Origin of the sequence: uncultured Roseovarius sp., assembly GCF_963972555.1 — a bacterium.
Taxonomy (GTDB): domain Bacteria; phylum Pseudomonadota; class Alphaproteobacteria; order Rhodobacterales; family Rhodobacteraceae; genus Roseovarius; species Roseovarius mucosus.
Genome location: NZ_CAXAUM010000001.1, coordinates 135,642 through 157,995, shown reverse-complemented (window position 1 = coordinate 157,995; position 22,354 = coordinate 135,642). Strand labels below are relative to the sequence as shown.

Here is a 22,354-nt window from a genome sequence, read left to right as displayed (position 1 = left end):
GAACCCAAGATCAACGCCCCGAGCCGGGACCGGAGAGCCAACATGCACGCATATCGCAGCCATTCCTGCGCAGACCTGACCAAATCGGACGTGGGTGCCGATGTCCGCCTTTCCGGATGGGTGCACCGTATCCGCGATCATGGCGGGGTTCTTTTTATCGACCTGCGCGATCACTATGGCGTGACGCAGCTCATCTGTGACCCCGATAGCCCGGTTTTTGCGCAGGTGGAAAAGCTGCGCAGCGAATATTGCATTCGAATCGATGGTGTGGTGAAGGCGCGCGACGCGGGGCTGATCAATCCCAAGATCCCGACCGGCGAAATCGAGGTGTTCATTCGAGACATGGAAGTGCTCGGCGCTGCCGCCGAATTGCCGCTTCAGGTGTTCGGCGATCAGGAATACCCCGAGGAAACGCGCCTGCGCTATCGCTATCTCGACCTGCGCCGCGAGGCGATGCAGCGCAACATGACCCTGCGCTCGGATGTGGTGGCGGGGATGCGCCGCCGCATGTGGGATCAGGGCTTCCGCGAGTTTCAGACGCCGATCATCACCGCCAGCAGCCCCGAGGGCGCGCGCGACTTTCTGGTGCCAAGCCGTTTGCATCCGGGCAAGTTCTATGCCCTGCCGCAGGCACCGCAGCAATTCAAACAGTTGATCATGGTCAGTGGGTTTGACAAGTATTTCCAGATTGCCCCCTGTTTCCGCGATGAAGACCCGCGCGCCGACCGCTCGCCCACGGATTTCTATCAGCTCGACATGGAAATGAGCTTTGTCACCCAAGCGAATGTGTTCAACACCATCGCGCCCGTGATTGCGGGCGTGTTTCAAGAGTTTGGTGGCGGCAAGACGGTGGACGCGCCCGAGGCTTGGCCGCAGATTTCCTATGCAGATTCAGCGCTTTGGTATGGCACGGACAAGCCCGACCTGCGCAATCCGATCAAGATGCAGGACGTGTCCGAGCATTTCCGCGGATCTGGCTTTGCCATTTTCGCCAAGCTCTTGGAGCAGGACGGCACCGAGGTCCGCGCCATTCCTGCCCCCACGGGCGGCAGCCGCAAGTTCTGCGACCGGATGAATGCCTTTGCTCAGAAAGAGGGCCTGCCGGGGATGGGGTATATCTTCTGGCGGGAGGCCGATGGCGCGATGGAGGCTGCAGGCCCCCTCGCCAAGAACATCGGCCCCGAACGGACCGAGGCCATTCGCCAGCAGCTTGGGCTTGAGGTGGGCGATGCCGCGTTCTTCCTCGGGGGCAAGCCTGCGGCCTTTGAACGGGTTGCGGGCAAGGCGCGCACGGTCATTGGCGATGAATTGGGTCTGACCGATCAGAACCGCTATGCCTTTGCCTGGATTGTCGATTTCCCGATGTATGAGGCCGACGAGACCACTGGCAAGATCGATTTCTCGCACAACCCGTTTTCGATGCCGCAGGGCGGGATCGAGGCGTTGAATGGCGATCCGCTCAAGGTTCTGGGGTATCAATATGACCTCGCCTGCAATGGCTATGAGCTGGTTTCGGGCGCGATCCGCAACCACAAGCTCGACATCATGATCAAGGCGTTCGAGCTGGCAGGCTATGGCGAGGAAGAGGTGCGCAAGCGCTTTGGCGGCATGGTCAACGCCTTTCAATACGGGGCGCCGCCGCATGGCGGCTGTGCGGCGGGGATCGACCGGATCGTGATGCTTTTGGCGGGCACCTCGAACATCCGCGAGGTCATCATGTTCCCGATGAACCAGCGGGCCGAGGATCTGATGATGAACGCGCCGTCGGACCCGACGTCAGATCAGTTGATGGAACTGGGCCTGCGGGTCATTCCGCAAGACTAGGCGGGGCTTTCCCTTGGCGCGATATTGAGGCAATGTCGCGCTAACGAATTCGTGCGGGGCCCCTAAAAATGACGCAAAATCGGCCAGTTGGGCCAAAGCTGTTGAACTGGACCCCACCGCCGACGCCGGATGGAACGTCGCTGATCGGGCGATACGCGCGCCTGGAACGTCTGGATGCGGATCGACACGCGGCGGATTTGCACCGCGCGTTTTCGGTAGATGATGCGATCTGGGACTATCTGCCCTATGGGCCGTTTTCCTCGTCAGCGCAGTTGCACCGATGGGCGCGGGAAATGGCGGCGGGGAATGATCCGCTGTTCTATGCCATTACCGACCTCGACACAGGGCATGTGGGGGGTATTGCCAGCTATCTGCGGATCACGCCGCAGGCGGGCTCTATTGAGGTGGGGCATATCAATTTTGCCCCATCCCTCCAGCGCACGCGCGCCGCGACGGAGGCAATTTTCCTTTTGATTCAATGGGCTTTTGAGGCGGGCTATCGCCGGTTCGAGTGGAAATGCGACGCGCTCAACATGCCGTCGCGACGGGCGGCACAGCGGTTGGGGCTGAGTTATGAGGGGATTTTCCGGCAGGCGACGGTGGTCAAGGGGCGCAATCGCGACACGGCGTGGTTTGCCGCGATTGACGCTGAATGGCCCGCGCTGAAAGAGGCGTTTTCATTCTGGCTGGACCCTGCGAATTTTGACGCGGAGGGCCGCCAACGCGAGAGCCTTGGCAGCCTTACGCGGCTTGTGCGGGTTTCTTCCGATCCCGCACAGCACTGAATTTCCCTGCGATTACAACAGGTCAGGCGGTGTCGCCTCGCGCGCCAGTTCCGCCGCGACCTGATCCAGCGGCACAATGCGGCTGTCCTTTTCGCCCAGACGGCGCAGGGACACGGTGCCATCTTCGACCTCGCGCGGACCGCAGGCCAGGATCACCGGAACCTTGGCCAGAGAGTGCTCGCGGACCTTGTAATTGATCTTTTCGTTGCGGGTGTCGGCCTCGGCGCGGATGTTAAGGTCTGTAAGGTTCTGGGCGACTTTTGTAACGTAGTCGTCCGCCTCGGACACGATGGAGGCGACCACCACCTGACGGGGGGCCATCCAGAAGGGCAGGCGGCCCGCGTGTTCCTCGATCAGGATGCCGATGAAGCGCTCGAAGCTGCCGAGGACGGCGCGGTGCAACATCACGGGACGGTGTTTGGCCCCATCGGTGCCGATGTAATTTGCATCCAGCCGCTCGGGCAGGACGAAATCCACCTGATGCGTGCCGCATTGCCATTTGCGCCCGATGGCGTCGGTCAGGGTGAATTCCAGCTTGGGCCCGTAGAACGCGCCTTCGCCTGGGTTAACCTTGGGTTCGATGCCGGCAGCGCGGGTGGCGGACAAAAGGGCCGCTTCGGCCTTGTCCCAAACCTCGTCTGACCCGGCGCGCACGTCGGGGCGGGTAGAGAACAGAACCTCGAAATTCGGGAAGCCCAGATCGGCGTAGATGCCCGACAGGAAGGCGATGAAGCGGGCCGTTTCCGATTCGATCTGATCCTCGGTGCAGAAGATATGCGCGTCGTCCTGGGTAAAGCCGCGCACGCGCATGATGCCGTGCAGCGCACCCGAGGGTTCATAGCGGTTGCAAGAACCGAATTCGGCCATGCGCAGGGGCAGGTCACGGTAGGATTTGAGACCCTGATTGAAAATCTGCACGTGGCAGGGGCAGTTCATCGGCTTCAATGCGTTCACGGCCTTTTCGCGGGCGTGATCCTCGTCCACTTCGACGATGAACATGTTTTCCTGATACTTTTCCCAGTGGCCGGATTTCTCCCACAGCTTGCGGTCGACCACCTGGGGCGTGTTCACCTCGACATAACCGCCGCGACGTTGCTGGCGGCGCATATAATCCTGAAGCGTGGTGTAGACGGTCCAGCCGTTCGGATGCCAAAAGACCTGACCGGGCGCCTCTTCCTGCATATGGAAAAGGTCCATCTCGCGGCCCAGTTTGCGGTGGTCGCGGCGGTCGGCCTCTTCGAGAAAGGTGAGATAATCCTTGAGCGCGTCGCGGTTCTGGAACGCGACACCGTAGATGCGTTGCAGCATGGGCCGCGTGCTGTCGCCGCGCCAGTAGGCACCGGCCACGCTCATGAGTTTGAAGGCGTCCGCGGGCACTTGCCCCGTGTTCTGCAGATGCGGACCCCGGCAGAGATCCTGCCAATCGCCGTGCCAGTACATGCGCAGCGGCTCGGTGCCGGGAATGGCCTCGATCAGCTCGATCTTGTAGGGCTCGCCGGTGTCGCGATAATGCTGGATCGCGCGGTCGCGGTCCCAGATTTCGGTACGCACGGGGTCGCGCAGGTTGATGATCTCTTTCATCTTTTTCTCGATCAGGCCGAGATCTTCGGGGGTGAAGGGCGCGGCGCGGTCGAAATCGTAATACCAGCCATTCGCGATGACCGGACCGATCGTGACCTTCACATCGGGCCAGATTTCCTGAACGGCGCGGGCCATGATATGTGCAAGATCGTGGCGGATGAGTTCGAGCGCCGGGGCCTCGTCCTTGATCGTGTTGATACTGATGGCCGCGTCGTGGTCGATGGGCCATTGCAGGTCCCAATGCGCGCCATCCACATGCGCGGAAATCGCACGTTTTGCCAATGACGGTGAAATGCTTGCGGCCACTTCGGCGGGGGTTACGCCCGCGCTGTACTCGCGCGCATTGCCATCGGGAAAGGTGAGGGAAATCTGGGCCATCTGCTTGGCTCCTCGTCGGTTTGGCGCCCACGGAACGCCCGGTTGCGGGTTTGGTCCCCGTCACATGCCCGTTCGGGCGCGCAAGGTCAATAGGAGCGCGTTTTGACACTGAATTTTGCATGCAAAAGCATACGTTTCACCTTTTGTCGCAGTGCAGAAAAAACCTGTGGACAGGTCGCATTTGAGGCCCTAAATGCCGTATATCGGACGCGCAAGATTCTTGCGCGGGCAACCAAGCGAGGGTCGAAAAATGCCGAAGTATAATTCGAATTTTGAGTTGTCGGTCGCGGATATGGACCTGATCGAGAGTGCTTTGCTCAAGACCAAGGCGGATTTGTCGGTACAGCCGGACCGCACGTCGGATGGATTGGACGACAAGGACGAGACCCTGCGCCAGATCCATGATCTGTTGGGGCGGTTGCATAATCAAAAGGTGTTCTATCGTCCGCGTCGTGGCGCCTATATCGGCGGCTGAGCGCCCCGCGATAAATCCGGTTTGATCCTTCGGTTCGGGGCGTGCATGATCGCGCCATTGCGAATACGGAGGATGCGATGGCGGACCCTGAGTATCTCGACGGGCCAGAAGGCCGCAGGCTGGCCTATCACCGGAGCGCCGGTGCCGGTCCCGGCGTGGTCTTTCTTGGCGGGTTCAAGTCGGACATGGAGGGCACCAAGGCGCTCTGGCTAGAGGATTGGGCGCGCGCGGAGGGGCGGGCATTCCTGCGGTTCGATTATTCCGGGCACGGGCAATCCTCTGGCCGTTTTGAGGATGGCGCGATCGGCGATTGGGCAGCGGATGCGCGCGCCGTGATCGCAGGCCTCACGGAGGGTCCGCAGGTTCTTGTCGGCTCGTCGATGGGGGGCTGGATTTCGCTCTTGCTGGCGCGATCAATGCCGGAGCGGGTGGCGGGGCTGGTAACAATCGCCGCCGCGCCGGATTTCACCGAAGACAGCATGTGGGGCGGATTTGACGCGGAACAGCGGCGCGCGTTGCTGGAGGAGGGGCAGGTCGCGCTGCCGTCGGAGTATGGCGCGCCCTATATCATCACACGGCGATTGATCGAGGAGGGGCGCAATAATCTGGTGTTGCGCAGCCCGCTCGATTTGCCCTTTCCTGTTCGATTTCTGCAAGGCACTTGCGACAAGGATGTGGATAAGTCCGTGGCGTTGCAGCTATTGGACCATGCCACAGGGCCGGATATGCGGCTGACGCTGGTCAAGGGGGCGGATCACCGGTTCTCAAACCCGGAGTGTCTGGCGCTGATCGGCGCGGCGGTGGCAGAGGTGAGCGGGTGAGGCTCTTGTCGGGGGCTTGTATCTGGTGTCATGCTGTTCTGCGTGTGGTTTCATATGTGACGGGTCAAAGGCGGGGATGACGGATGAGCAGTGAACCGGTGGTGTTCTTGCCGGGAATGATGTGCGATGCGCGGCTGTTCGCGCCGCAGATCACGGCCTTGAGCCCCGATATGGCCGTGACCGTGGCGCCGATTACGGGTGGGGACCGGATCGAGGAAATCGCGTCGGACCTGCTCGATGTGCTGCCGCGCCGGTTTGCCTTGGCGGGCCTGTCGATGGGCGGGATCGTGGCAATGGAGATCCTGCGCCGCGCCCCGGATCGGGTGACGCGATTGGCGCTGATGGATACCAATTCGCTGGCCGAAACGCCGCAATCGGCCACAGCCTATGAGCCATTCATCATCAAGCTGCGGACCGGGGCGATGGCCGAGGCGGTGCAGATGCTGCTGCGGCCCGAGTATCTGGCGTCCGGGCCTCGACGGGCGGAGGTGATGGCCGAGGTCGTGCGCATGGCCGAGGCGCTTGGGCCTGAGGTGATCATCCGGCAGACGCGGGCACTGCAACGACGGCGCGATTATCAGGCGGTGTTGCGGCGGTGTCAGGTGCCGGTGCTGGTGATGTGCGGGGAAGAGGACGGGCTGACGCCAGTCAAGCGGCATCGGTTCATGGCCGATCTCATCCCCTATGCCAATCTGGTGGTGGTGCCGGGGGCGGGACATTTGCCGGTGCTGGAGCAGCCAGAGACCACGATCGCCGCGCTGCGGGGCTGGCTGCGGCAGCCGCTGGTGCTGCAACGGCGGGTGGACGCCTGAGCGGTCGGGCGGCGGGAGGACCCGCCGCCTCGGGCCTTAGCCCGTTGCGCGGGCGTTCTTGTTCGCCGGTTTAGGATCTTTGCGCGCATTGGCGTCGATGAAATCGAGCACAAGCGGCCGGATATTGTTGCGCCAGGAGCGACCGGCGAAGATGCCGTAATGCCCGGCCTCGGGCTCCAGATAGCTGGCCTTGAGGCTGTCGGGCAGGCCGGTGCAGAGATCGAGCGCGGCCACGCATTGGCCGGGCGCCGAGATGTCATCCTTGCCGCCTTCGACGGTCTTGACCGCGACGCGGGTGATCTTGCCCAGATCGACCTGATGACCATTCACGACAAACCGGTTTTGCGCGATTTCCAAACCTTTGAAAATACGCTCCACCGTCGAAAGATAGAATTCGGCGGTCATGTCCATCACCGCGAGATACTCATCGTAAAAGCGGTTGTGGGCGTCGTTGTCAGACGCTTCGCCGCCTGCGACGCGCAGGATCTGATCCGAGAAGGCGGTGGAATGGCGTTCGGCATTCATCGACATGAAAGAGGCAAGTTGCAGCAGGCCGGGGTAAACCTGACGGCCGACGCCTTTATACTTGAACCCGACCCGTTGAATCATGGTTTCCTCAAGCTGGCCCATGGTGACGCGGCGGCCAAAATCGGTCACGTCGGTTGGGGTCGCATCGGGGTTGATCGGCCCGCCGATCAGGGTCAGCGTGCTGGGCTGTGCATCGGGGTCGAGTTCGGCCAGATAGGCGGTGGCGGCCAGTGTCAGCGGTGCAGGCTGGCACACGGCGATCACGTTGACGTCTGGGCCAAGCGCCTTCATGAAATCGACAAGGTAGAGGGTATAATCCTCGATATCGAACTTGCCCTCTGACACGGGGATGTCGCGCGCGTTATGCCAGTCGGTGACGTAAACCTCGCAATTCACGATCAGCGATTTCACGGTCGATCGCAGGAGCGTGGCGTAATGGCCCGACATGGGCGCGACAAGCAGGATCTTGCGCGGTTGTTCCGGGCGGCCAGAGACGTTGAAGTGAATAAGATCGCCAAATGGACGCGAGACGACGGTTTCGATGTTGACGAGGTGGTCGCGCCCATCCTCATGGGTAAAGGTACGAATGCCCCAGTCGGGCTTGGCCACCATGCGCTTGAAGCTGCGCTCGGTCACTTCGCCCCAGGCGGCCATCCATTGCAAAGCAGGGTTTGGCACCACACTGAAAAGCGGATAGGATGCGAGCGAGAGGGCGGAGGCACCCAGCCATTGATTGGTATTTCGGAGGGATTCCATCAGGTCGTATGTGGCCATGTAGCGCATGTTCGTCTCCTGTTCGGGCAGATCGCCCGGTTTGCTCGTCGTACGATCCCCTCCGATCAATACGACGCTATGCTGCATAGCAGAAAATGTTAAGGGGAAATATAAAAAATGGCAACGCAAGACGATGTCGCAGGGCAGAATCTGGAAAAACTCAACGAGAACCTTGCCAAGGTCGAGCACCTGTCGCAGCGGCTGATTCAAGCGCTTGCAGCGCGTAACCCTGCCAACCCCACTTTGAATGGCCCCAATCAAGAGCTTTTTGCCAAGGCGGCGAAATCCTATTGGGCCGAGGCCATCGAGAACCCCGGCAAGATCTATGAGCAGCAGTTGGAATACTGGGGCAAGTCGGTGCGGCATTTTCTGGAGGCGCAGCAGGTGATGCTGCGCGGCGAGCCGGTGATCGAGGAGGAAGCGCCCGATCCCTTGGCGGGTGACAAGCGGTTTGCCAACCCGCTGTGGAATACGCATCCCTATTTCCGCTACATCAAGCAGCAATACGCGCTAAACGCGCAGGCCATTGAGAAGGCGGTGGGCGATGTCGAGGACCTGCCGCCCAAGGACAAGCGGCGGCTGGATTATTTCGCGCATCAGATCATCGACATGATGTCGCCTACGAATTTTCTGGGCACCAATCCCGATGCTCTGGAACGCGCCGTGGCGACCGAGGGCGAGAGCCTTGTGAAGGGGTTGGAGAACCTCATCGCGGATCTTGAGGCCAACAATGGCGAATTGGTGGTGCGGCTGGCGGATGACAAAGCGTTCAAGCTGGGCGAGAATATCGGCACCACGCATGGCGAGGTGGTGTATCGCAACCGGATGATGGAGCTGATCCAATATAGCCCCACGACCGAGCAGGTGCATGAGATTCCGGTCGTGATCTTTCCTCCTTGGATCAACAAATTCTACATTCTCGATCTCAAGCCCGATAACTCTCTCATCAAATGGGTGGTTGATCAGGGCTACACGCTGTTTGTCGTGAGTTGGGTCAATGCCGATGCCAGCCATGCCGAGGTCGGCATGGAGGATTATATCGAAGACGGCTTTCTGACCGCGATTCGTGAGGCCAAGGCGATCACCGGGCAAAAAGAGGTGAACACGGTGGGCTATTGCATCGCGGGCACCACGCTGCACATGACGCTGGCGTTGATGGCCAAGCGGGGCGACAAATCGGTCAAATCCGCCACCTTTTTTACTGCGCTCACAGATTTTTCCGAGCAGGGGGAATTCACGCCCTTTCTTCAGGACGATTTCATCGATGGAATCGAAGAGGAGGTGACGCAGCAGGGGATTTTGCGGTCGTTCATCATGGGGCGGACCATGTCCTTTCTGCGGTCGCGCGATCTGATCTATCAGCCCGCCGTACGCAGTTACATGATGGGCGAGGCGCCGCCTGCCTTTGATTTGCTCTACTGGAATGGCGATGGGGCCAACCTGCCGGGCAAAATGACGGTGCAATATTTGCGCGGCTTGTGTCAGGGCAACCAGTTCGTGACTGATGGTTTCGAGATTTGTGGCGAGCGGTTGCATATCCGGGACGTCAAGGTGCCGCTGATGTCGATCACCTGCGAGACCGATCATATCGCGGCCTGGAAAGACTGCTATCGCGGCTTTCAGCAGACCGGGGCCAAGGACCGGACCTTTATCGTATCAGAGTCGGGGCATATTGCGGGTATCGTCAATCCCCCGACGAAGAAGAAATACGGGCATTATACCAATGCCGATCTGACCGGCGATGCCGAGGCCTGGATGCAGGGGGCGGACTATACCGCCGGATCGTGGTGGCCGCGGTGGGAATCGTGGCTGGCCAAGCGGTCGGGCAAGATGATTGCGGCGCGCGAGCCGGGCGATTCGGAGCATCCGGCGCTGGCCCCGGCCCCGGGCACCTATGTTCGCAAAAAGGCAACGCTCTGATCTTTGGCGCTTTTCTATTAGGCAATCGGAAGAATGCTGCACTGCAGAAAAAGACTTGAAATGCTGCAGTGCAGCATGTATATCTAACTGCAGTTGCAGAACCGGCGGACTGATCCGCCCTAGCCGAAAGGACCGAACCAATGGCAAAAGCACAAGATTTCACCGCGATGTTCAAAGACGTCATGGGCACATTCCCGGTTGACACCAAGGCATTCGAAGATGCGTTCAAGAACCAGGCAACCCTGAGCGAGAAGCTCTCGGGTGTGGCTCTGACCGCAGCCGAAAAGTCGGCCGAGATCTCGAACAAATGGACCAAAGACACCCTCGCCAAGCTGAGCGAAATGTCCAAGGCCAAAGCAGAGCCCGCTGATTACGCCAAGGCGATGACCGATTTCGCATCGGCCAATGCCGAAGTGGCCGCCGAGAACATGGCCGCCTTCGCTGAAGTTGCCAAGAAAGTTCAGATGGAAACCGTCGAACTGATGCTGGCCGCTGGCAAGACCATGCAGGAAGACGCCACCAAGGTTGTCAAGAAGGCCGCAGACGACGTGACCGCAGCGACCCAGAAGGCCACCGCAGCGGCCAAGTAAGGTTAGCAGAGCCATACCCTGATCCCCTCCCTTGAGGGGTATGGACTGCGAAGGGCGAGCCATGCGGCTCGCCCTTTCTTTTTGTGGCGCTTGTGTCTAAGCTATGCTGCAGCGCTGCATTCTCCGGGAGGATACCCCTTGGCCGACTCCAAAAAACCGCTGCTGATCAAACGCTATGCCAGCAGGCGGCTCTATAACACCGAGACATCGGATTACGTGACCCTTGAGGATATCGCGGAGTTTATCCGGGAAGGGCGCGAGGTGCAGATCATCGACCTGAAATCCGGGGATGATCTGACGCGGCAATACCTGCTCCAGATCATTGCGGAACACGAGAGCCGGGGCGAGAGCGTGCTGCCGATCAATGTGCTGAATGATCTGGTGCGCAGCTACACCACGCAGGCCACCAGCGTCGTGCCCGAATTCCTTGCCGCCAGTTTCGAGATGCTGCGTGACGGGCAGTCGAAGATCCTTGAGAACATGACCAAGGCCAACCCCTTGGCCGCGATGCCCGGCATGGAGGCCATGCGCGCGCAGCAAGAGGCCTTCATGAAGGCGATGACCGGTGGGTTCAAGGGTATGGGCACAAGTGCGCCTCAGTCCGAGAATACGACGGGTGACGGCAAGGAGGGGCTGGACGACATCAAGAAACAGCTCGCCGAATTGCAAGACAAGCTGTCCAAGCTGGGCAAATAGGCCGAAATGGTCGATAGCCCCGGGCGGATAACCCTGTGGGGGATCGAGGTGTTCATGGCCGCGGCCGATGAACGCTCGATTTCTGCGGCGGCGCGGCGATTGGGGGCGAGTCCATCGGCGGTCAGCCAGCAATTGACCAATCTTGAAGGGGCGGTGGGTGCCACCCTCTTGCAGCGCAACGCGCGGCCCATTCGCCTGACGCCTGCGGGCGAGATCATGCACCGGCGCGCGCTGGCCATTCTGAACGAGGCGGCGCAGGCGCGGGCGGAACTGGCAATGTCGCATCTCTCGACGTTGACACGGTTTCGTCTCGGCATGATCGAGGATCTGGAGGCGGATGTTACGCCTCAGCTTTTGACCCATATGGCGGGTGAGTTGAAAGGCTGTCAGTTTCTGCTGGAAACGGGAGCGAGCCATCATCTCTATGATCAGTTGGACGCGCGCGCGCTTGATGTGATTGTCGCGGCGGAACTGGGCGGTGAGGCGGATTGGGTCGAAGTGCATCCTGTGTTGCGCGAAGGTTTTGCCGTGGTGGCCCCGCGCGGCGTGATCCGGCCCGAGCGCGACGTTCTAAGGCAATTGAAGCGCCTGCCGCTCATTCAGTATACGCAGCGGCACTACATGGGGCGTCTTATTTCGTCACATCTGGCGCGGCAGAACCTGAGTATTCCGCACCGGTTCGAGTTGGATAGCTATCACTCCATCCTTGCACTTGTGGGCCAAGGGGCGGGGTGGTCGATCCTGACGCCGCTGGCCTTGATGCGGGCGCGGCGCTTTGCCGATCAGATAGACGTGTTCGAACTGCCGATGGCACCGCTGACGCGCACGATCAGCGTGACGGCCCGCAAGGGGATATTGCAGGATATGCCCGCGACGCTGGCGGAGAAGCTGAAGCCCATTCTGCACGATACGATTGTCACGCCGATTGTGGCGCGGCATCCGTTTTTGGCGGACGGGCTATCGCTCTTCTGACGGGCTGCGGCGGTCGCGAAAGAAGGTCTTGAGCAGGGTCTCGGCCTCAGTCGCGGCGATACCGTCGTAGACCTCGGGCGCGTGGTGGCATTGCGGATGGGTGAAAATCCGCGCGCCCACGGCCACCCCGCCGGATTTTGGATCAGCGGCCCCATAGTAGAGCCGGGCAATGCGCGCCGCCGCAATCGCACTGGCGCACATCGCGCAAGGCTCCAGCGTCACATAGAGATCATGGTCAGGCAGGCGCTCTGAGCCGATGGCCGCGCAAGCTGCCCGGATGGCGAGGATTTCGGCATGGGCCGTGGGGTCGTTCAGTTCGCGGGTGCGGTTGCCGGCGCGGGCCACGACGGCACCTGAGGGGGCGACGATGACGGCACCAACCGGCACCTCGCCGCGTGCGGCGGCGGCGCGGGCCTCGTCAAGGGCGATGTCCATATGGCTGCGAAATGTCATGTCCTGCTTGTGCCGCGCGCAAGACGCTTTCGCAAGCTCTGCAATTGCGCTATGCGCGGCGCATGAACAGCAAAACCCCAGAGAAGAAGACCCCCGAGGGCGAGCGTATCGCCAAGGTCATCGCCCGCGCCGGGATTGCCAGCCGCCGCGAGGCTGAGCGCCTGATCGAAGAGGGGCGCGTAACCGTCAACGGGCAAAAGGTGCTGCGCGCCGCGCTTAATGTCACCGCGTCCGACAAGGTGGTGGTGAACGGGCGCGCGCTCGAGGCGGCAGAACCGGCGCGGCTCTGGCTCTATCACAAACCCACCGGCCTTGTGACGACGACGCGCGATGAAAAGGGACGTCGCACGATCTATGACGATCTGCCCGAGGATATGCCGCGCGTTATGAGTGTCGGGCGGCTTGACCTCAATTCCGAGGGCCTGTTGCTCTTGACCAATGACGGCGAGTTGAAGCGCAAGCTGGAACTGCCCTCGACGGGCTGGCTGCGTCGCTACCGGGTGCGGGTCAACGGGCGGCCCACTGAGGCCACGTTCGAGCCGCTGCGCAAGGGGCTGGTGGTTGAGGGGGAAGCGTTTCAGCCGATGATCGTCAGTCTGGATCGCCAGCAAGGGGCAAACGCCTGGATCACGGTGGCCATTCGCGAGGGCAAGAACCGCGAAATCCGCCGCGCGATGGAGGCGGTGGGGCTGGTGGTGAACCGGCTGATCCGGCTGTCTTATGGGCCGTTCCAATTGGGTCAGTTGAAGCCCGGTGCCGTGGAAGAGGTGCGCCCGCGCGTGTTGCGCGATCAGTTGGGGATGCCGCAAGAGCCTGAGCCCGATCCAGCCAAGCCCGCGCGCCCCAAGCCGCAGCGCAGGCGGCGCTAAATCTCTTTCCAAGATGATTGGGAAAGTCGCCTTTGTTGATCCGTATCAAGGAGGGCGCGCGCCTTGATCCCTAGGGTCGAGAGCGAGCAATCAAGAAGGAGAGATGCGCGATGTCCAATACCCCCCACGAACTGCCGGAAGAATTCCCACAACTGGCCGACAAGATCAGCGAATTGAAGCAGGCAGATGCGCATTTCGCCAAGCTGGCGGAAGAGTATCACGCGCTGAACCGTGCGGTGCATCGGGCCGAAACGCTGGTCGAGCCGGTCGAGGAACTGGCCGAAGTCGAGATGCGCAAGAAGCGCGCGGCGCTGAAGGACGAGCTATACCGGATGCTGACGGTCTGAGGTCGATCAGATAGAACATAGTGCGCGGGGCGGGAGACCGCCCTGCGAATTTTGTCGGCGCTATTCGAGGTCGGGCGTATGCGCCTCGCCCCATTCGTGCAGCGCGCGCATCACTGGTCGGAGCGCATGACCGGTTTCTGTCAGGACATATTCCGCGCGCGGTGGGTTCGTGGAATAGCTGCGGCGGGCAATGACGCCGGAACTTTCAAGCTTTTTCAGTCGGTTGGACAGGGTGTTTGGGGACAGCGCCAGCGTGTCCTGCAAATCCTGAAATCGCCGTGAACCCTCAAGAAAGAACTCTCGCAGAATCAGGATCGACCATTGGTCGCCCATGGCATTGGTGGCCCGCAGAATCGGGCAGTTGCTGCGGTTCGTTTTCGTCATGGGGAGAGTATAGTCAGCGGATTCAAAAAAGAAATTGACTATAAAAAACATAGTAACTATTAAAAATGTATCAAATGGAGGTGCCAAGATGTCTGACGTTCTGCTCGCCTATGTGCATGTATTCCTGATTCTATTGCCTGGACTTGCTCTGGCGGTGGTGGTCATGGGCGCGCAACGCGCGGGGCTGGGCCGAGCGGCACTGGCGCGCGCTGTGCTGGTGCCAGCGTGCATCCTGGCGCTCTGGGGGGCGCTTGCGATGGATCTGTCGCGGAGGGGCACGTTCATGGTGCCCGCGACCGTGCTGGATCCCCCCGTGGTGCTCTTTTCCATGTTGGGCGGCGCGGCGCTGCTTTGGGTCTTGGCCACGCGGACGCAGACGGGGCGGGCGGTTGTGGCGCAATTGGATCAGGGTTTGCTGGTGGCGTTTCAGATCCCGCGCGTCATGGGGGCGATCTTTCTTGTCGGTTGGGCAGCGGGGATCATCCCGTGGCAATTCGCGCTTTTGGCGGGGCTTGGCGATATCTGGGCCGGGATCGAAGGTTATCGGGCATGGCGGGCCTGTGCCGATGACGCGGCGGATGCAAAGGCCAAGGTGCTGCGCGCCAATATCGTCGGGCTGGCCGATTTCGTTGTGGCCGTCCTGACGGGGATCGCCACGTCAGACGGGTTTGCGCATCTGATGGCGCATGAGACCCCCAATATCATCAACCTGCATCCGCTGGCGATGTTTCCGGGGTATTTCGTGGCGATCTTTCTCGCCTTTCACTTTGTCTCTCTGAGCAAGTTGCGGCACGACTCCTCCAGAGTTTCCGCGCCTGCGTGAGAGACAAGGCGCGCAGGGCGGGTTGACCGCCCTGCGCGTTCTTTTTCGTTCAGGTCCTGATCCCCGAAAACCGCGTCTGCCAGTCCTCGCGGGACTCGTCGGTGATCTTGGAAAAAAGCACGTCGGGCACGGTGAAGGCCTGGCCCGGCGCGAGGCATGCGAGGGCTGCGGGCACGTCATCGGGCCATGTGCCATCCTCGGTTTGCATTGCCGCGAGCATCGTGGCGGCGGCGTCGGGGATGAAGGGGGACGAGAGCACGGCGTAAAGGCGGATGAGGTTGAGCGCGAGGCGGGTTTGCATCGCGGCGCGCTCGGGGTCGTTCTTGAAGGTGGACCAGGGCGCGGCCTCTTGCAGGTATTCGTTGCCCTCGACCCAGATGGCGCGCAGGGCGCTCGCCGATTTGCGGACCTCCATTGCTTCCATATGGTCCTGATACTCGCGGACGCGGGATGTGAGGCGCGCGATCAGCGCCTCTTCCTGTGTGCCGTAGGCGCCGCCCGTCGGCACCACCTCGCCGAATTTAGAGCGGCAGAACTTGGTCACGCGGCTGACGAAATTGCCCAGAACGTCGGCGAGATCCTTGTTCACTGAGGCCTGGAAGTTGTCCCATGTGAACTCGCTATCCGAGCTTTCGGGGGCGTGGCTGAGGAGCCACCAACGCCAGTAATCGGCGGGCAGGATTTCGAGCGCCTGATCCATGAAAACACCGCGCCCGCGGGATGTGCTGAACTGACCGCCGTCATAATTGAGGTAGTTGAAGGATTTGATGTAATCCACCAGCTTCCACGGCTCGCGCGAGCCAAGGATCGTGGCGGGAAAGCTGAGCGTGTGGAAGGGCACGTTATCCTTGCCCATGAACTGGGTATAGGTGACGTCCTCTGCGCCCTTGTCGGTGCGCCACCAGCGTTCCCAAGCGGAAGCGTCAAGCCCGGTCGCCTCGGCCCATTCCGCGCCGCAGGCGATGTATTCGATGGGGGCGTCGAACCAGACGTAGAACACCTTGCCCTCCATCCCCTGCCAGGGGGCGCCGTCAAATTGCACGGGAATGCCCCAATCGAGATCGCGGGTGATGCCGCGATCCTGAAGCCCGTCGCCGTCATTGAGCCATTTCCTGGCGATGGAGGTGGTCAGGACCGGCCAGTCGGTTTTGGAGTCGATCCACTTTTCCAGCTCATCCTTCATCTGCGATTGGCGCAGGTAGAGATGCTTGGTCTCTCGCATTTCGAGATCGGTGGCGCCCGAGACCGACGAGCGGGGGTTGATCAGATCGACCGGGTCCAACTGCTTGGTGCAGTTGTCGCATTGGTCGCCGCGCGCCGAGTCGTAGCCGCAATTGGGGCAGGTGCCCTCGATGTAGCGGTCGGGCAGATAGCGCCCGTCGGTGGGGGAATACATCTGGGTTTCCGAGACTTCGCGGATCAGCCCCTGATCATGGAGGCGTCGGGCGAAATGCTGGGTCAGTTTGCGGTTCTGAGCCGAGGAGGAGCGCCCGAAGTGATCGAAGCTGAGGCGGAAGCCGCGCGCGATTTCGGCCTGAACGGCGTGCATTTCGGCGCAATAGTCGGCCACCGGCTGCCCTGCCTTTGCGGCGGCGAGTTCGGCGGGGGTGCCATGCTCGTCCGTGGCGCAGAGAAAGAGCACCTCGTGGCCGCGAGCGCGGCAGTAGCGGGCAAAGAGATCCGCAGGAAGCTGAGAGCCCACGAGATTGCCAAGATGCTTGATCCCGTTGATGTAGGGGATTGCCGAGGTGATGAGATGCCGTGCCATATTGCGCTATTCCTTGACGGTTTGGCCCCGTTTAGCGCGGTTTCGCAGGCAGTTCTAGCGCTCGTTCCCGTCCTTGTCGCGGCTGCGCCCGGTGAGGCGGCCAATGAGGAAGGAGGTGCGCGGCGACCAGACATAGGCGGTGCGGCGTTCGGCGGCAGGGCGGGCGCGCATCCTGATAAGGCCAAAGACCACGAGGAGGGCGTGGCCGGCGGCGATCATCACGAACATGGCGGGGGGGCCGTAGGCCTCGATCAATGTAGAGGCCATGAGGGGGGCGGCGATGGCCCCCACGGCGAAGAAGAACATGAGGGCGGCGGAAAGCTCGACCCGTTCATGGGCCTCGGCGAAGTCATGGGCATGGGCGGCGCTGACCGAGTAGATCGGAAATGTGGTCATGCCGAAAAAGAAGGCCGTCATGAGGATGCCGAAAGTGTCGAGATTTTCGGTCATGGCGGTGGCAACCGAGGACAGGATCGCTGCGACCGAGAGTCCGATCAATACCCAGCGGCGGTCATAGCGATCGGCAAGCCAGCCTACCGGGTATTGCGCCATGGCACCGCCCAGAACGAAGACGGCGAGAAAGCCTGCGATTTGGTCCACGGCGAGGCCGACCTGTTGGCCATAGAGGGGCCCGACCATGCGAAAGGACGCGCTGGAGAGCGCCGCGACCAGCACGCCCGCCGCCGCCAGGGGCGAGCAGGCGATGAGCAGCATGGGGCGCAGGCGGGGGGCGCCGGGTGTTTCCGGCTCGCGCAGGCGCGACAGGGTGAGCGGCAGCAGGGCCGCGCAGCACAGGAGCGCCAGTAGGTTGTAGGAGACGTAAGAGGCTGGTGCCAATACGGAAATCAGCAATTGGGCGGCGAGAGATGCGCCCATGTCGACGACGCGGTAGATGCCCATGGCGCGGCCGCGTGTTTCATTCGTGACCTTGGCCTGCAACCATGCCTCGATCACCGTATAGCAGCCCGCCACGCAAAGACCCGAGGCCACGCGCATCAGCGCCCAAGCGTAGGGGTCAATCACCAGCATATGCGCCAAGAGGCCGATGGCCCCTGCAGCGGTAAAGGCGGCAAAGGCGCGGGAGTGTCCGATGGTGCCCATCAGGCGAGGTGCGAACCAGCAGCCGATGAAGAAGCCCACGAAATGTGCCGAGCCGAGGAGTCCGATCTGAGCCGTGGTAAAATCGAGCGCCAGACCCGAGAGCGCATCAAGTGGCCCCACCCCGCCTGTCGAGAGTTGCAGGAGCACGACCGAGAGAAAGAGGGCGGCAAAGGAAATGAGGAGGCGCATGGTGAGGCTACCATGACAGGACGAGAGATGGGGGACCAGATGTTTTCGACATCTTGCGTCGGTTTCGGGCGGGGGCGCGCGAATGGAGCTTAAGGGGGTGGGGAGCGGTGCCGAGTCGGTATTCCGGCGGTTGGATATGGGAGTGAGATGGAGGTAGAGGCGCACGCAGTGGGAGTGGGGTCACTTGGAAGGGGGCGTGTCTGATCTGTGGTTGCAGTCCACGCGGATGGCAGCAAGGCGCAGGGAGCGGGCCTTGCAACGTCGGGAACCTTATCGCCCTGCAAGACACGTTCGGCCTACAGCGGCCGCTCATCGTGAAAAACGATGCCGCAGCGCGGCTTGCCCGAAAGCGGGCTTTGCCGTCGCTGCAATTTTGTCAAACCTCACTCTTCCATCAACTGCTTGATCCTGCCGATGAAGGTCGCGTCGTCCTGCGCCTTGCGATTGTCCAACAGTTCCACCGCGTCCGCACCTGCCCGGAAACGGAGCCGCTTTCCCGTGTCATTTGCAGCTTCCCAGATAACCTCGGCAACCGTCGCAGGTGCAGACGGGTTCGACGCCAGTTTTCCAAACACACGGCCCATGGCTTTGGCCATCGGCGCATAGTCCGACAGATCCTCATCCATGGCAAAATCAAAAGAACTCCCTCCGAAGTCCGTCTTGATCATACCAGGCTCGATAATGCGGACACTGATCCCTAGCGGTTCAAGCTCATAGTGAAGCGCTTCGGAGAGACCTTCGACTGCAAATTTGGTCCCGTGATAAAGCGTACCGAGCGGGAACGTGATCTGGCCCCCGATGGACGAGATATTGATGATCGTGCCAGCGCGGTTTGCTCGCATGTGCGGCAGCACGGTCTTCGTGACCTCCAACAGGCCGATCACGTTGGTGTCGAATTGACGGCGGATGCGCTCCATCGAGAACGCTTCCAACGCGCCATAGGCACCGTAGCCTGCATTGTTGAGGAGAACGTCGATCCTGCCGAAACGGTCGATGCCAGCCATGACCGCGTCACTGATGGAGCCAGGATCGGTCACATCGAGGCGCGTCAAGTGGACGTTGTCCAGTACGGCAAGACTACCCGCGCTATCGGGGTTCCGCATGGTGGCGACGACGTTCCAGCCGTTGGCATGAAAATGTTTCGCGGTGGCCTCACCAATGCCCGAAGAGGCTCCGGTAATCAGAATGGTTTTCATACGTTATCCCCTTCAGGCATTGAGCTTCAGCAAGTCGTCAATGCCAAAGCTGATCATGACGTTGCGCGTGACGTCGTGAAGCACGTTGTTGTAGTGTTCAATCTGAGGGCCAACCCCGACATGATCCACGACAGTGCGGAAAGGTTTTTGCCCAAAGGGCGTTTCCAGAAGGACGACAACTGCTTCCGCAATCCGCTCAGTGCGTTGATTGGGTGTCGCCTCCAGCATCTCGGCCAACCCTGCGGCCGCCATTGCGGGCACCGCTGCGAATTCCCCGTACTGTGCCTCGCGGTCTGGATCGCCCGGTGCGACCATCCCATCGAAGAAGGCAGTCGGCATGGCCCCAGGTTCGATGATGCAGGACTCGATCCCGAAGCCGGACAATTCGGTCCGATAGCATTCGACAACCGCTTCCAGCGCCCATTTTGACGCCGAGTAGGTTCCATAGAATGGTGTCGTGATACGGCCAATCAAGCTAGAGGTGTAGAGAACTGTGCCCCGCCCTTGTGACCGCATGTGAGGAAGAGCCGCACGCATGACCCGTTGCACGCCCATGACATTCACATCAAAGACGAGGGCCATTTCCTCGGGCGACATCAGTTCCTGAATGCCGTAACAGCCGATCCCGGCATTGTTGAACAGGACGTCGAATGGCCGTCCACTCGTCGTCGTTCTCGATACCGCTCATGTGCATGAGAAAGAGCCCTGCCACAGCCAGTAACGCGACGCGCGCAACTCGTGCTGTATCCGACCCTCACGCAGGCCCTCGATGCATCGAATACGCAGACCCTGTGGGTAAGCACATCATTGGGTGCATGACCTGATTGCTATCGGTGCGACTGTGCGCCTGATGCCCAGAACTCTGTCTAGCCACATTGAAAGGTGGAAAGACGAATGCTGTCGATGCGGATTAGATTGCGCTCATATCTTTTTGGCGGCTTGCCTAATCCAATCGGCGAATGTCCTGACGCCCTGCTTGTTGCGCGACAGTGGATTGAGCACAAGGCAATAGGCAAATCCGCGCAGCTCAGGACCGGGGATTTGCGTGTAACGGCCTGATTGCAGGCCGTCATCAACGAGCGCACTGCTGGACAAAAGCAGCCCCAGACCCTGATCCAGCGCGTTAAAAGCCGCACTTTCATCGCTGAAACGGGTAATGCGGTCCGACGGGAACGGTTCCCCGGCCTCCTTGAACCATTCTTCCCAGGTCGGGCCGCCCATGTCCGGATTACGCCAGCGGAAGCCCAACAGCCGGTTGTCCTGCAAGCCGGTTTCCGGGCGGTCAGCCAGACCGACAGGAATATAGCGATCCGAGAACAAAACCTCAGCGTCCTCACTCGCGGAGACCTGGGGGCCATATCGGATCGCCAGATCCAGCCGGTCAACCCGTAAGTCCAGAACGACGTTATCGGTTTCGACCTCAACCTTGATATCGCCGTGCTTGTCGAAAAAATCTGGCAGGCGCGGAACCAGCCAGCGTTCCGCAAAGGCATATGTGGTTGTGACCCGGACCAGCGATTGTTCGACGTCCTTGTCGAGCATTGCGAAGGCTTCGCCCAAAATATCAAAAGCCGTCTGCAGCTTGGGGAACAACTCTTGCCCGGCGGGAGTGAGGGCAATCTGACGGGGGCGGCGCTCTACCACTTGGAAGCCAAGGTAGGCTTCCAAATGTCTGATCTGGTGGCTGATGGCGGTGGAGGTGACGCTCAGCTCTTCCGCAGCCTCGGCAAAACTGAGCCTTCGGGCGACCGCTTCGAAGGCTCGAATTGCGTTTAACGGCGGTAGTTTACGCATGGCTTCGCCCACTTGCGCAAAGAAATCTCAGCTTGGCCTGACGAATGGTCATTTGTTTTTTGGCCTCCACTTTCTGAAGCTTGTGTAATGAAAAGGGAGGGAAAAATGACACATAATATTATCACCACCCGGAGGCGGTTGATCAAGGGGGGTCTTGCGGCCGCGGCCGTCATCGCCACCCCGGCTGTCCTGCGCGCACAGGGCCGCCGTGACTTGTCGATGCTCACCTGGGCAGGCCATGCCGACCCTGACGTGATCGGCGCATTCGAGCAGGCGCACAATGTTCGCATCCGCGCCAAGGAATATGTCGGCGGCGATCAAATGCTCGCGCAAATGGCGCAGTCTCCGGCCGGGACCTACGATGTAATCCTGTCAGATGCGGAATACGTCGTGCAATTGCAGCAAGCGGGATTCATTGAACCGCTGACGCCTGAGGACTACCCGTTCGACGACTTCTTTCCGGAGTTTCAGAATTTCCGCGGCCACTGGTTCGACGGTCAGCCCTATGCGGTCTTCCTGCGGTTCGGTTTCCTCGGGCTGTCTCATAACCGCACCGCGATGAGCGAGGCGCAAGCCCGCAGCTATCGCACCATGTGGGATCCGCAGCACGTGGGACGCATTGGCCATTTCGACTGGCATCTGCCCAACCTGGGCGCGTTGAGTCTTCTCAATGGCAACGCGTCGCCTTTTGACCTTGATGAGGCGCACTGGACGGAACTGACCGAGACGATGATGTCGCTCCGGCCTCAGGTGCGCGGTTTCTATGATTACGGCGGGATGCTGTCGGCGCTGCGTTCGGGCGAGGTTTCCGCGATCCCCGGCATCGGCGACTGGATCACTGGCGTGCTGGCCCGCGATGGTGCGGATGTCACCACGACCATCCCCGAGGAAGGTGGCCTGCAATGGACCGAGTCGCTGTCGATCGGCGCGCATTCAAAAAACCAGGATCTGGCCCGGAAATTCATCCAATACATGCTGTCGCCGCAAGGGCAGGTGAAGACCGCCACGCTCAAGGCTTATCCGGCGATGATCCCGACGCGGGCGGGCTGGGCTCGGCTGAATGATGAACTGCCGGGAGAGGCGCAGCGCCAGAACATGGTGCTGAATGGTCCCAATGCACTTGATGAGATCCGCGCCGGGCGCATCCGGCTGCGGGAGCTTCCGCTACAGCAATCTCTGGAAACCTGGAACGACGCCTGGACGCGTTACAAAAACGCCTGATGTCCGGTCCTGCCCCGGCGCAATCGTCGGGGCCGCAGCCCTATCGGAGATAT

General features: G+C 61.0%; 21 protein-coding genes and 1 pseudogene. 13 read left to right on the top strand and 9 right to left on the bottom strand.

The features are described 5' to 3' along the window. The first annotated feature begins 42 nt into the window (after positions 1–42). Positions 43–1,824, top strand: coding sequence for an aspartate--tRNA ligase (gene aspS / locus AACZ65_RS00820; RefSeq protein WP_339667468.1), 1,782 nt, complete (start codon positions 43–45; stop codon positions 1,822–1,824). Between the two features lie 68 nt (positions 1,825–1,892). Then, positions 1,893–2,609 carry a GNAT family protein gene (locus AACZ65_RS00815; RefSeq protein WP_339667467.1) on the top strand — a complete coding sequence of 239 codons (717 nt, stop codon included), beginning with the start codon at positions 1,893–1,895 and terminating at the stop codon, positions 2,607–2,609. Positions 2,610–2,621: 12 nt separating this feature from the next. Here the strand turns inward: AACZ65_RS00815 and thrS are convergent, their stop codons facing one another. Beyond that, positions 2,622–4,568, bottom strand: a complete 1,947-nt coding sequence (gene thrS, locus AACZ65_RS00810; protein WP_339667466.1) for a threonine--tRNA ligase — start codon at positions 4,566–4,568, stop codon at positions 2,622–2,624. 250 nt (positions 4,569–4,818) lie between these two features. Between thrS and AACZ65_RS00805 the strand changes: the two genes are divergently transcribed. From AACZ65_RS00805 to AACZ65_RS00795, 3 genes are all read left to right on the top strand, one after another. Further along, positions 4,819–5,043 (top strand): hypothetical protein, encoded by a 225-nt coding sequence (locus tag AACZ65_RS00805; protein ID WP_037272111.1) that lies wholly within the window; start codon positions 4,819–4,821, stop codon positions 5,041–5,043. 77 nt (positions 5,044–5,120) lie between these two features. Beyond that, the gene (locus AACZ65_RS00800) at positions 5,121–5,864 is read left to right on the top strand and encodes an alpha/beta hydrolase (RefSeq protein ID WP_339667465.1); all 744 of its coding nucleotides are present in this window, start codon (positions 5,121–5,123) and stop codon (positions 5,862–5,864) included. A gap of 83 nt (positions 5,865–5,947) precedes the next feature. Continuing rightward, on the top strand, positions 5,948–6,676 hold the full coding sequence (locus AACZ65_RS00795) for an alpha/beta fold hydrolase (RefSeq protein WP_037272114.1): 729 nt from the start codon (positions 5,948–5,950) through the stop codon (positions 6,674–6,676). Positions 6,677–6,712: 36 nt separating this feature from the next. Here the strand turns inward: AACZ65_RS00795 and phaZ are convergent, their stop codons facing one another. Further along, on the bottom strand, positions 6,713–7,987 hold the full coding sequence (phaZ, locus tag AACZ65_RS00790; protein ID WP_339667464.1) for a polyhydroxyalkanoate depolymerase: 1,275 nt from the start codon (positions 7,985–7,987) through the stop codon (positions 6,713–6,715). A 108-nt stretch (positions 7,988–8,095) separates the two neighbouring features. Here phaZ and phaC point away from each other — a divergent pair, with 108 nt between their 5' ends. The 4 genes from phaC (at position 8,096) to AACZ65_RS00770 (ending at position 12,156) form a co-directional block, all read left to right on the top strand. Further along, the gene (gene phaC / locus AACZ65_RS00785; RefSeq protein WP_339667463.1) at positions 8,096–9,898 is read left to right on the top strand and encodes a class I poly(R)-hydroxyalkanoic acid synthase; all 1,803 of its coding nucleotides are present in this window, start codon (positions 8,096–8,098) and stop codon (positions 9,896–9,898) included. Positions 9,899–10,038: 140 nt separating this feature from the next. After that, positions 10,039–10,488, top strand: a complete 450-nt coding sequence (locus tag AACZ65_RS00780) for a hypothetical protein (RefSeq protein ID WP_037272119.1) — start codon at positions 10,039–10,041, stop codon at positions 10,486–10,488. Positions 10,489–10,626: 138 nt separating this feature from the next. Then, a complete protein-coding gene (gene phaR, locus AACZ65_RS00775) occupies positions 10,627–11,184 on the top strand; it encodes a polyhydroxyalkanoate synthesis repressor PhaR (protein ID WP_037272122.1) in 558 nt (185 codons plus the stop codon). A gap of 6 nt (positions 11,185–11,190) precedes the next feature. Continuing rightward, complete coding sequence (locus tag AACZ65_RS00770; RefSeq protein WP_339667462.1) at positions 11,191–12,156, top strand: LysR family transcriptional regulator; 966 nt, start codon at positions 11,191–11,193, stop codon at positions 12,154–12,156. Here AACZ65_RS00770 and AACZ65_RS00765 read toward each other — a convergent pair. Beyond that, a complete protein-coding gene (locus AACZ65_RS00765) occupies positions 12,142–12,609 on the bottom strand; it encodes a nucleoside deaminase (RefSeq protein ID WP_339667461.1) in 468 nt (155 codons plus the stop codon). The two genes, AACZ65_RS00770 and AACZ65_RS00765, sit on opposite strands and share 15 nt — an antisense overlap. 62 nt (positions 12,610–12,671) lie before the next feature. Here AACZ65_RS00765 and AACZ65_RS00760 point away from each other — a divergent pair, with 62 nt between their 5' ends. After that, positions 12,672–13,478, top strand: a complete 807-nt coding sequence (locus tag AACZ65_RS00760; RefSeq protein ID WP_339667460.1) for a pseudouridine synthase — start codon at positions 12,672–12,674, stop codon at positions 13,476–13,478. 110 nt (positions 13,479–13,588) lie between these two features. Further along, complete coding sequence (locus AACZ65_RS00755) at positions 13,589–13,825, top strand: DUF465 domain-containing protein (RefSeq protein WP_339667459.1); 237 nt, start codon at positions 13,589–13,591, stop codon at positions 13,823–13,825. Positions 13,826–13,885: 60 nt separating this feature from the next. Here the strand turns inward: AACZ65_RS00755 and AACZ65_RS00750 are convergent, their stop codons facing one another. Further along, a complete protein-coding gene (locus AACZ65_RS00750) occupies positions 13,886–14,209 on the bottom strand; it encodes a helix-turn-helix domain-containing protein (RefSeq protein ID WP_339667458.1) in 324 nt (107 codons plus the stop codon). A gap of 88 nt (positions 14,210–14,297) precedes the next feature. Here AACZ65_RS00750 and AACZ65_RS00745 point away from each other — a divergent pair, with 88 nt between their 5' ends. Further along, positions 14,298–15,032, top strand: coding sequence for a hypothetical protein (locus tag AACZ65_RS00745; RefSeq protein ID WP_339667457.1), 735 nt, complete (start codon positions 14,298–14,300; stop codon positions 15,030–15,032). A 49-nt stretch (positions 15,033–15,081) separates the two neighbouring features. On the opposite strand, the gene metG is transcribed toward AACZ65_RS00745, so the two are convergent. The 5 genes and pseudogenes from metG to AACZ65_RS00720 form a co-directional block, all read right to left on the bottom strand. Beyond that, complete coding sequence (gene metG / locus AACZ65_RS00740; protein ID WP_339667456.1) at positions 15,082–16,800, bottom strand: methionine--tRNA ligase; 1,719 nt, start codon at positions 16,798–16,800, stop codon at positions 15,082–15,084. Between the two features lie 54 nt (positions 16,801–16,854). Next, complete coding sequence (locus AACZ65_RS00735; protein ID WP_339667455.1) at positions 16,855–18,090, bottom strand: MFS transporter; 1,236 nt, start codon at positions 18,088–18,090, stop codon at positions 16,855–16,857. Between the two features lie 383 nt (positions 18,091–18,473). Then, positions 18,474–19,286, bottom strand: coding sequence for an SDR family oxidoreductase (locus tag AACZ65_RS00730; protein WP_339667454.1), 813 nt, complete (start codon positions 19,284–19,286; stop codon positions 18,474–18,476). A 12-nt stretch (positions 19,287–19,298) separates the two neighbouring features. Beyond that, a pseudogene (locus AACZ65_RS00725) lies at positions 19,299–19,952 on the bottom strand (SDR family NAD(P)-dependent oxidoreductase); the annotation flags it as partial. 255 nt (positions 19,953–20,207) lie between these two features. After that, on the bottom strand, positions 20,208–21,080 hold the full coding sequence (locus AACZ65_RS00720) for a LysR substrate-binding domain-containing protein (protein ID WP_339667453.1): 873 nt from the start codon (positions 21,078–21,080) through the stop codon (positions 20,208–20,210). A 105-nt stretch (positions 21,081–21,185) separates the two neighbouring features. On the opposite strand from AACZ65_RS00720, the gene AACZ65_RS00715 reads away from it, so the two are divergent. Further along, complete coding sequence (locus tag AACZ65_RS00715) at positions 21,186–22,301, top strand: spermidine/putrescine ABC transporter substrate-binding protein (RefSeq protein ID WP_339667452.1); 1,116 nt, start codon at positions 21,186–21,188, stop codon at positions 22,299–22,301. Positions 22,302–22,354: the final 53 nt, after the last annotated feature.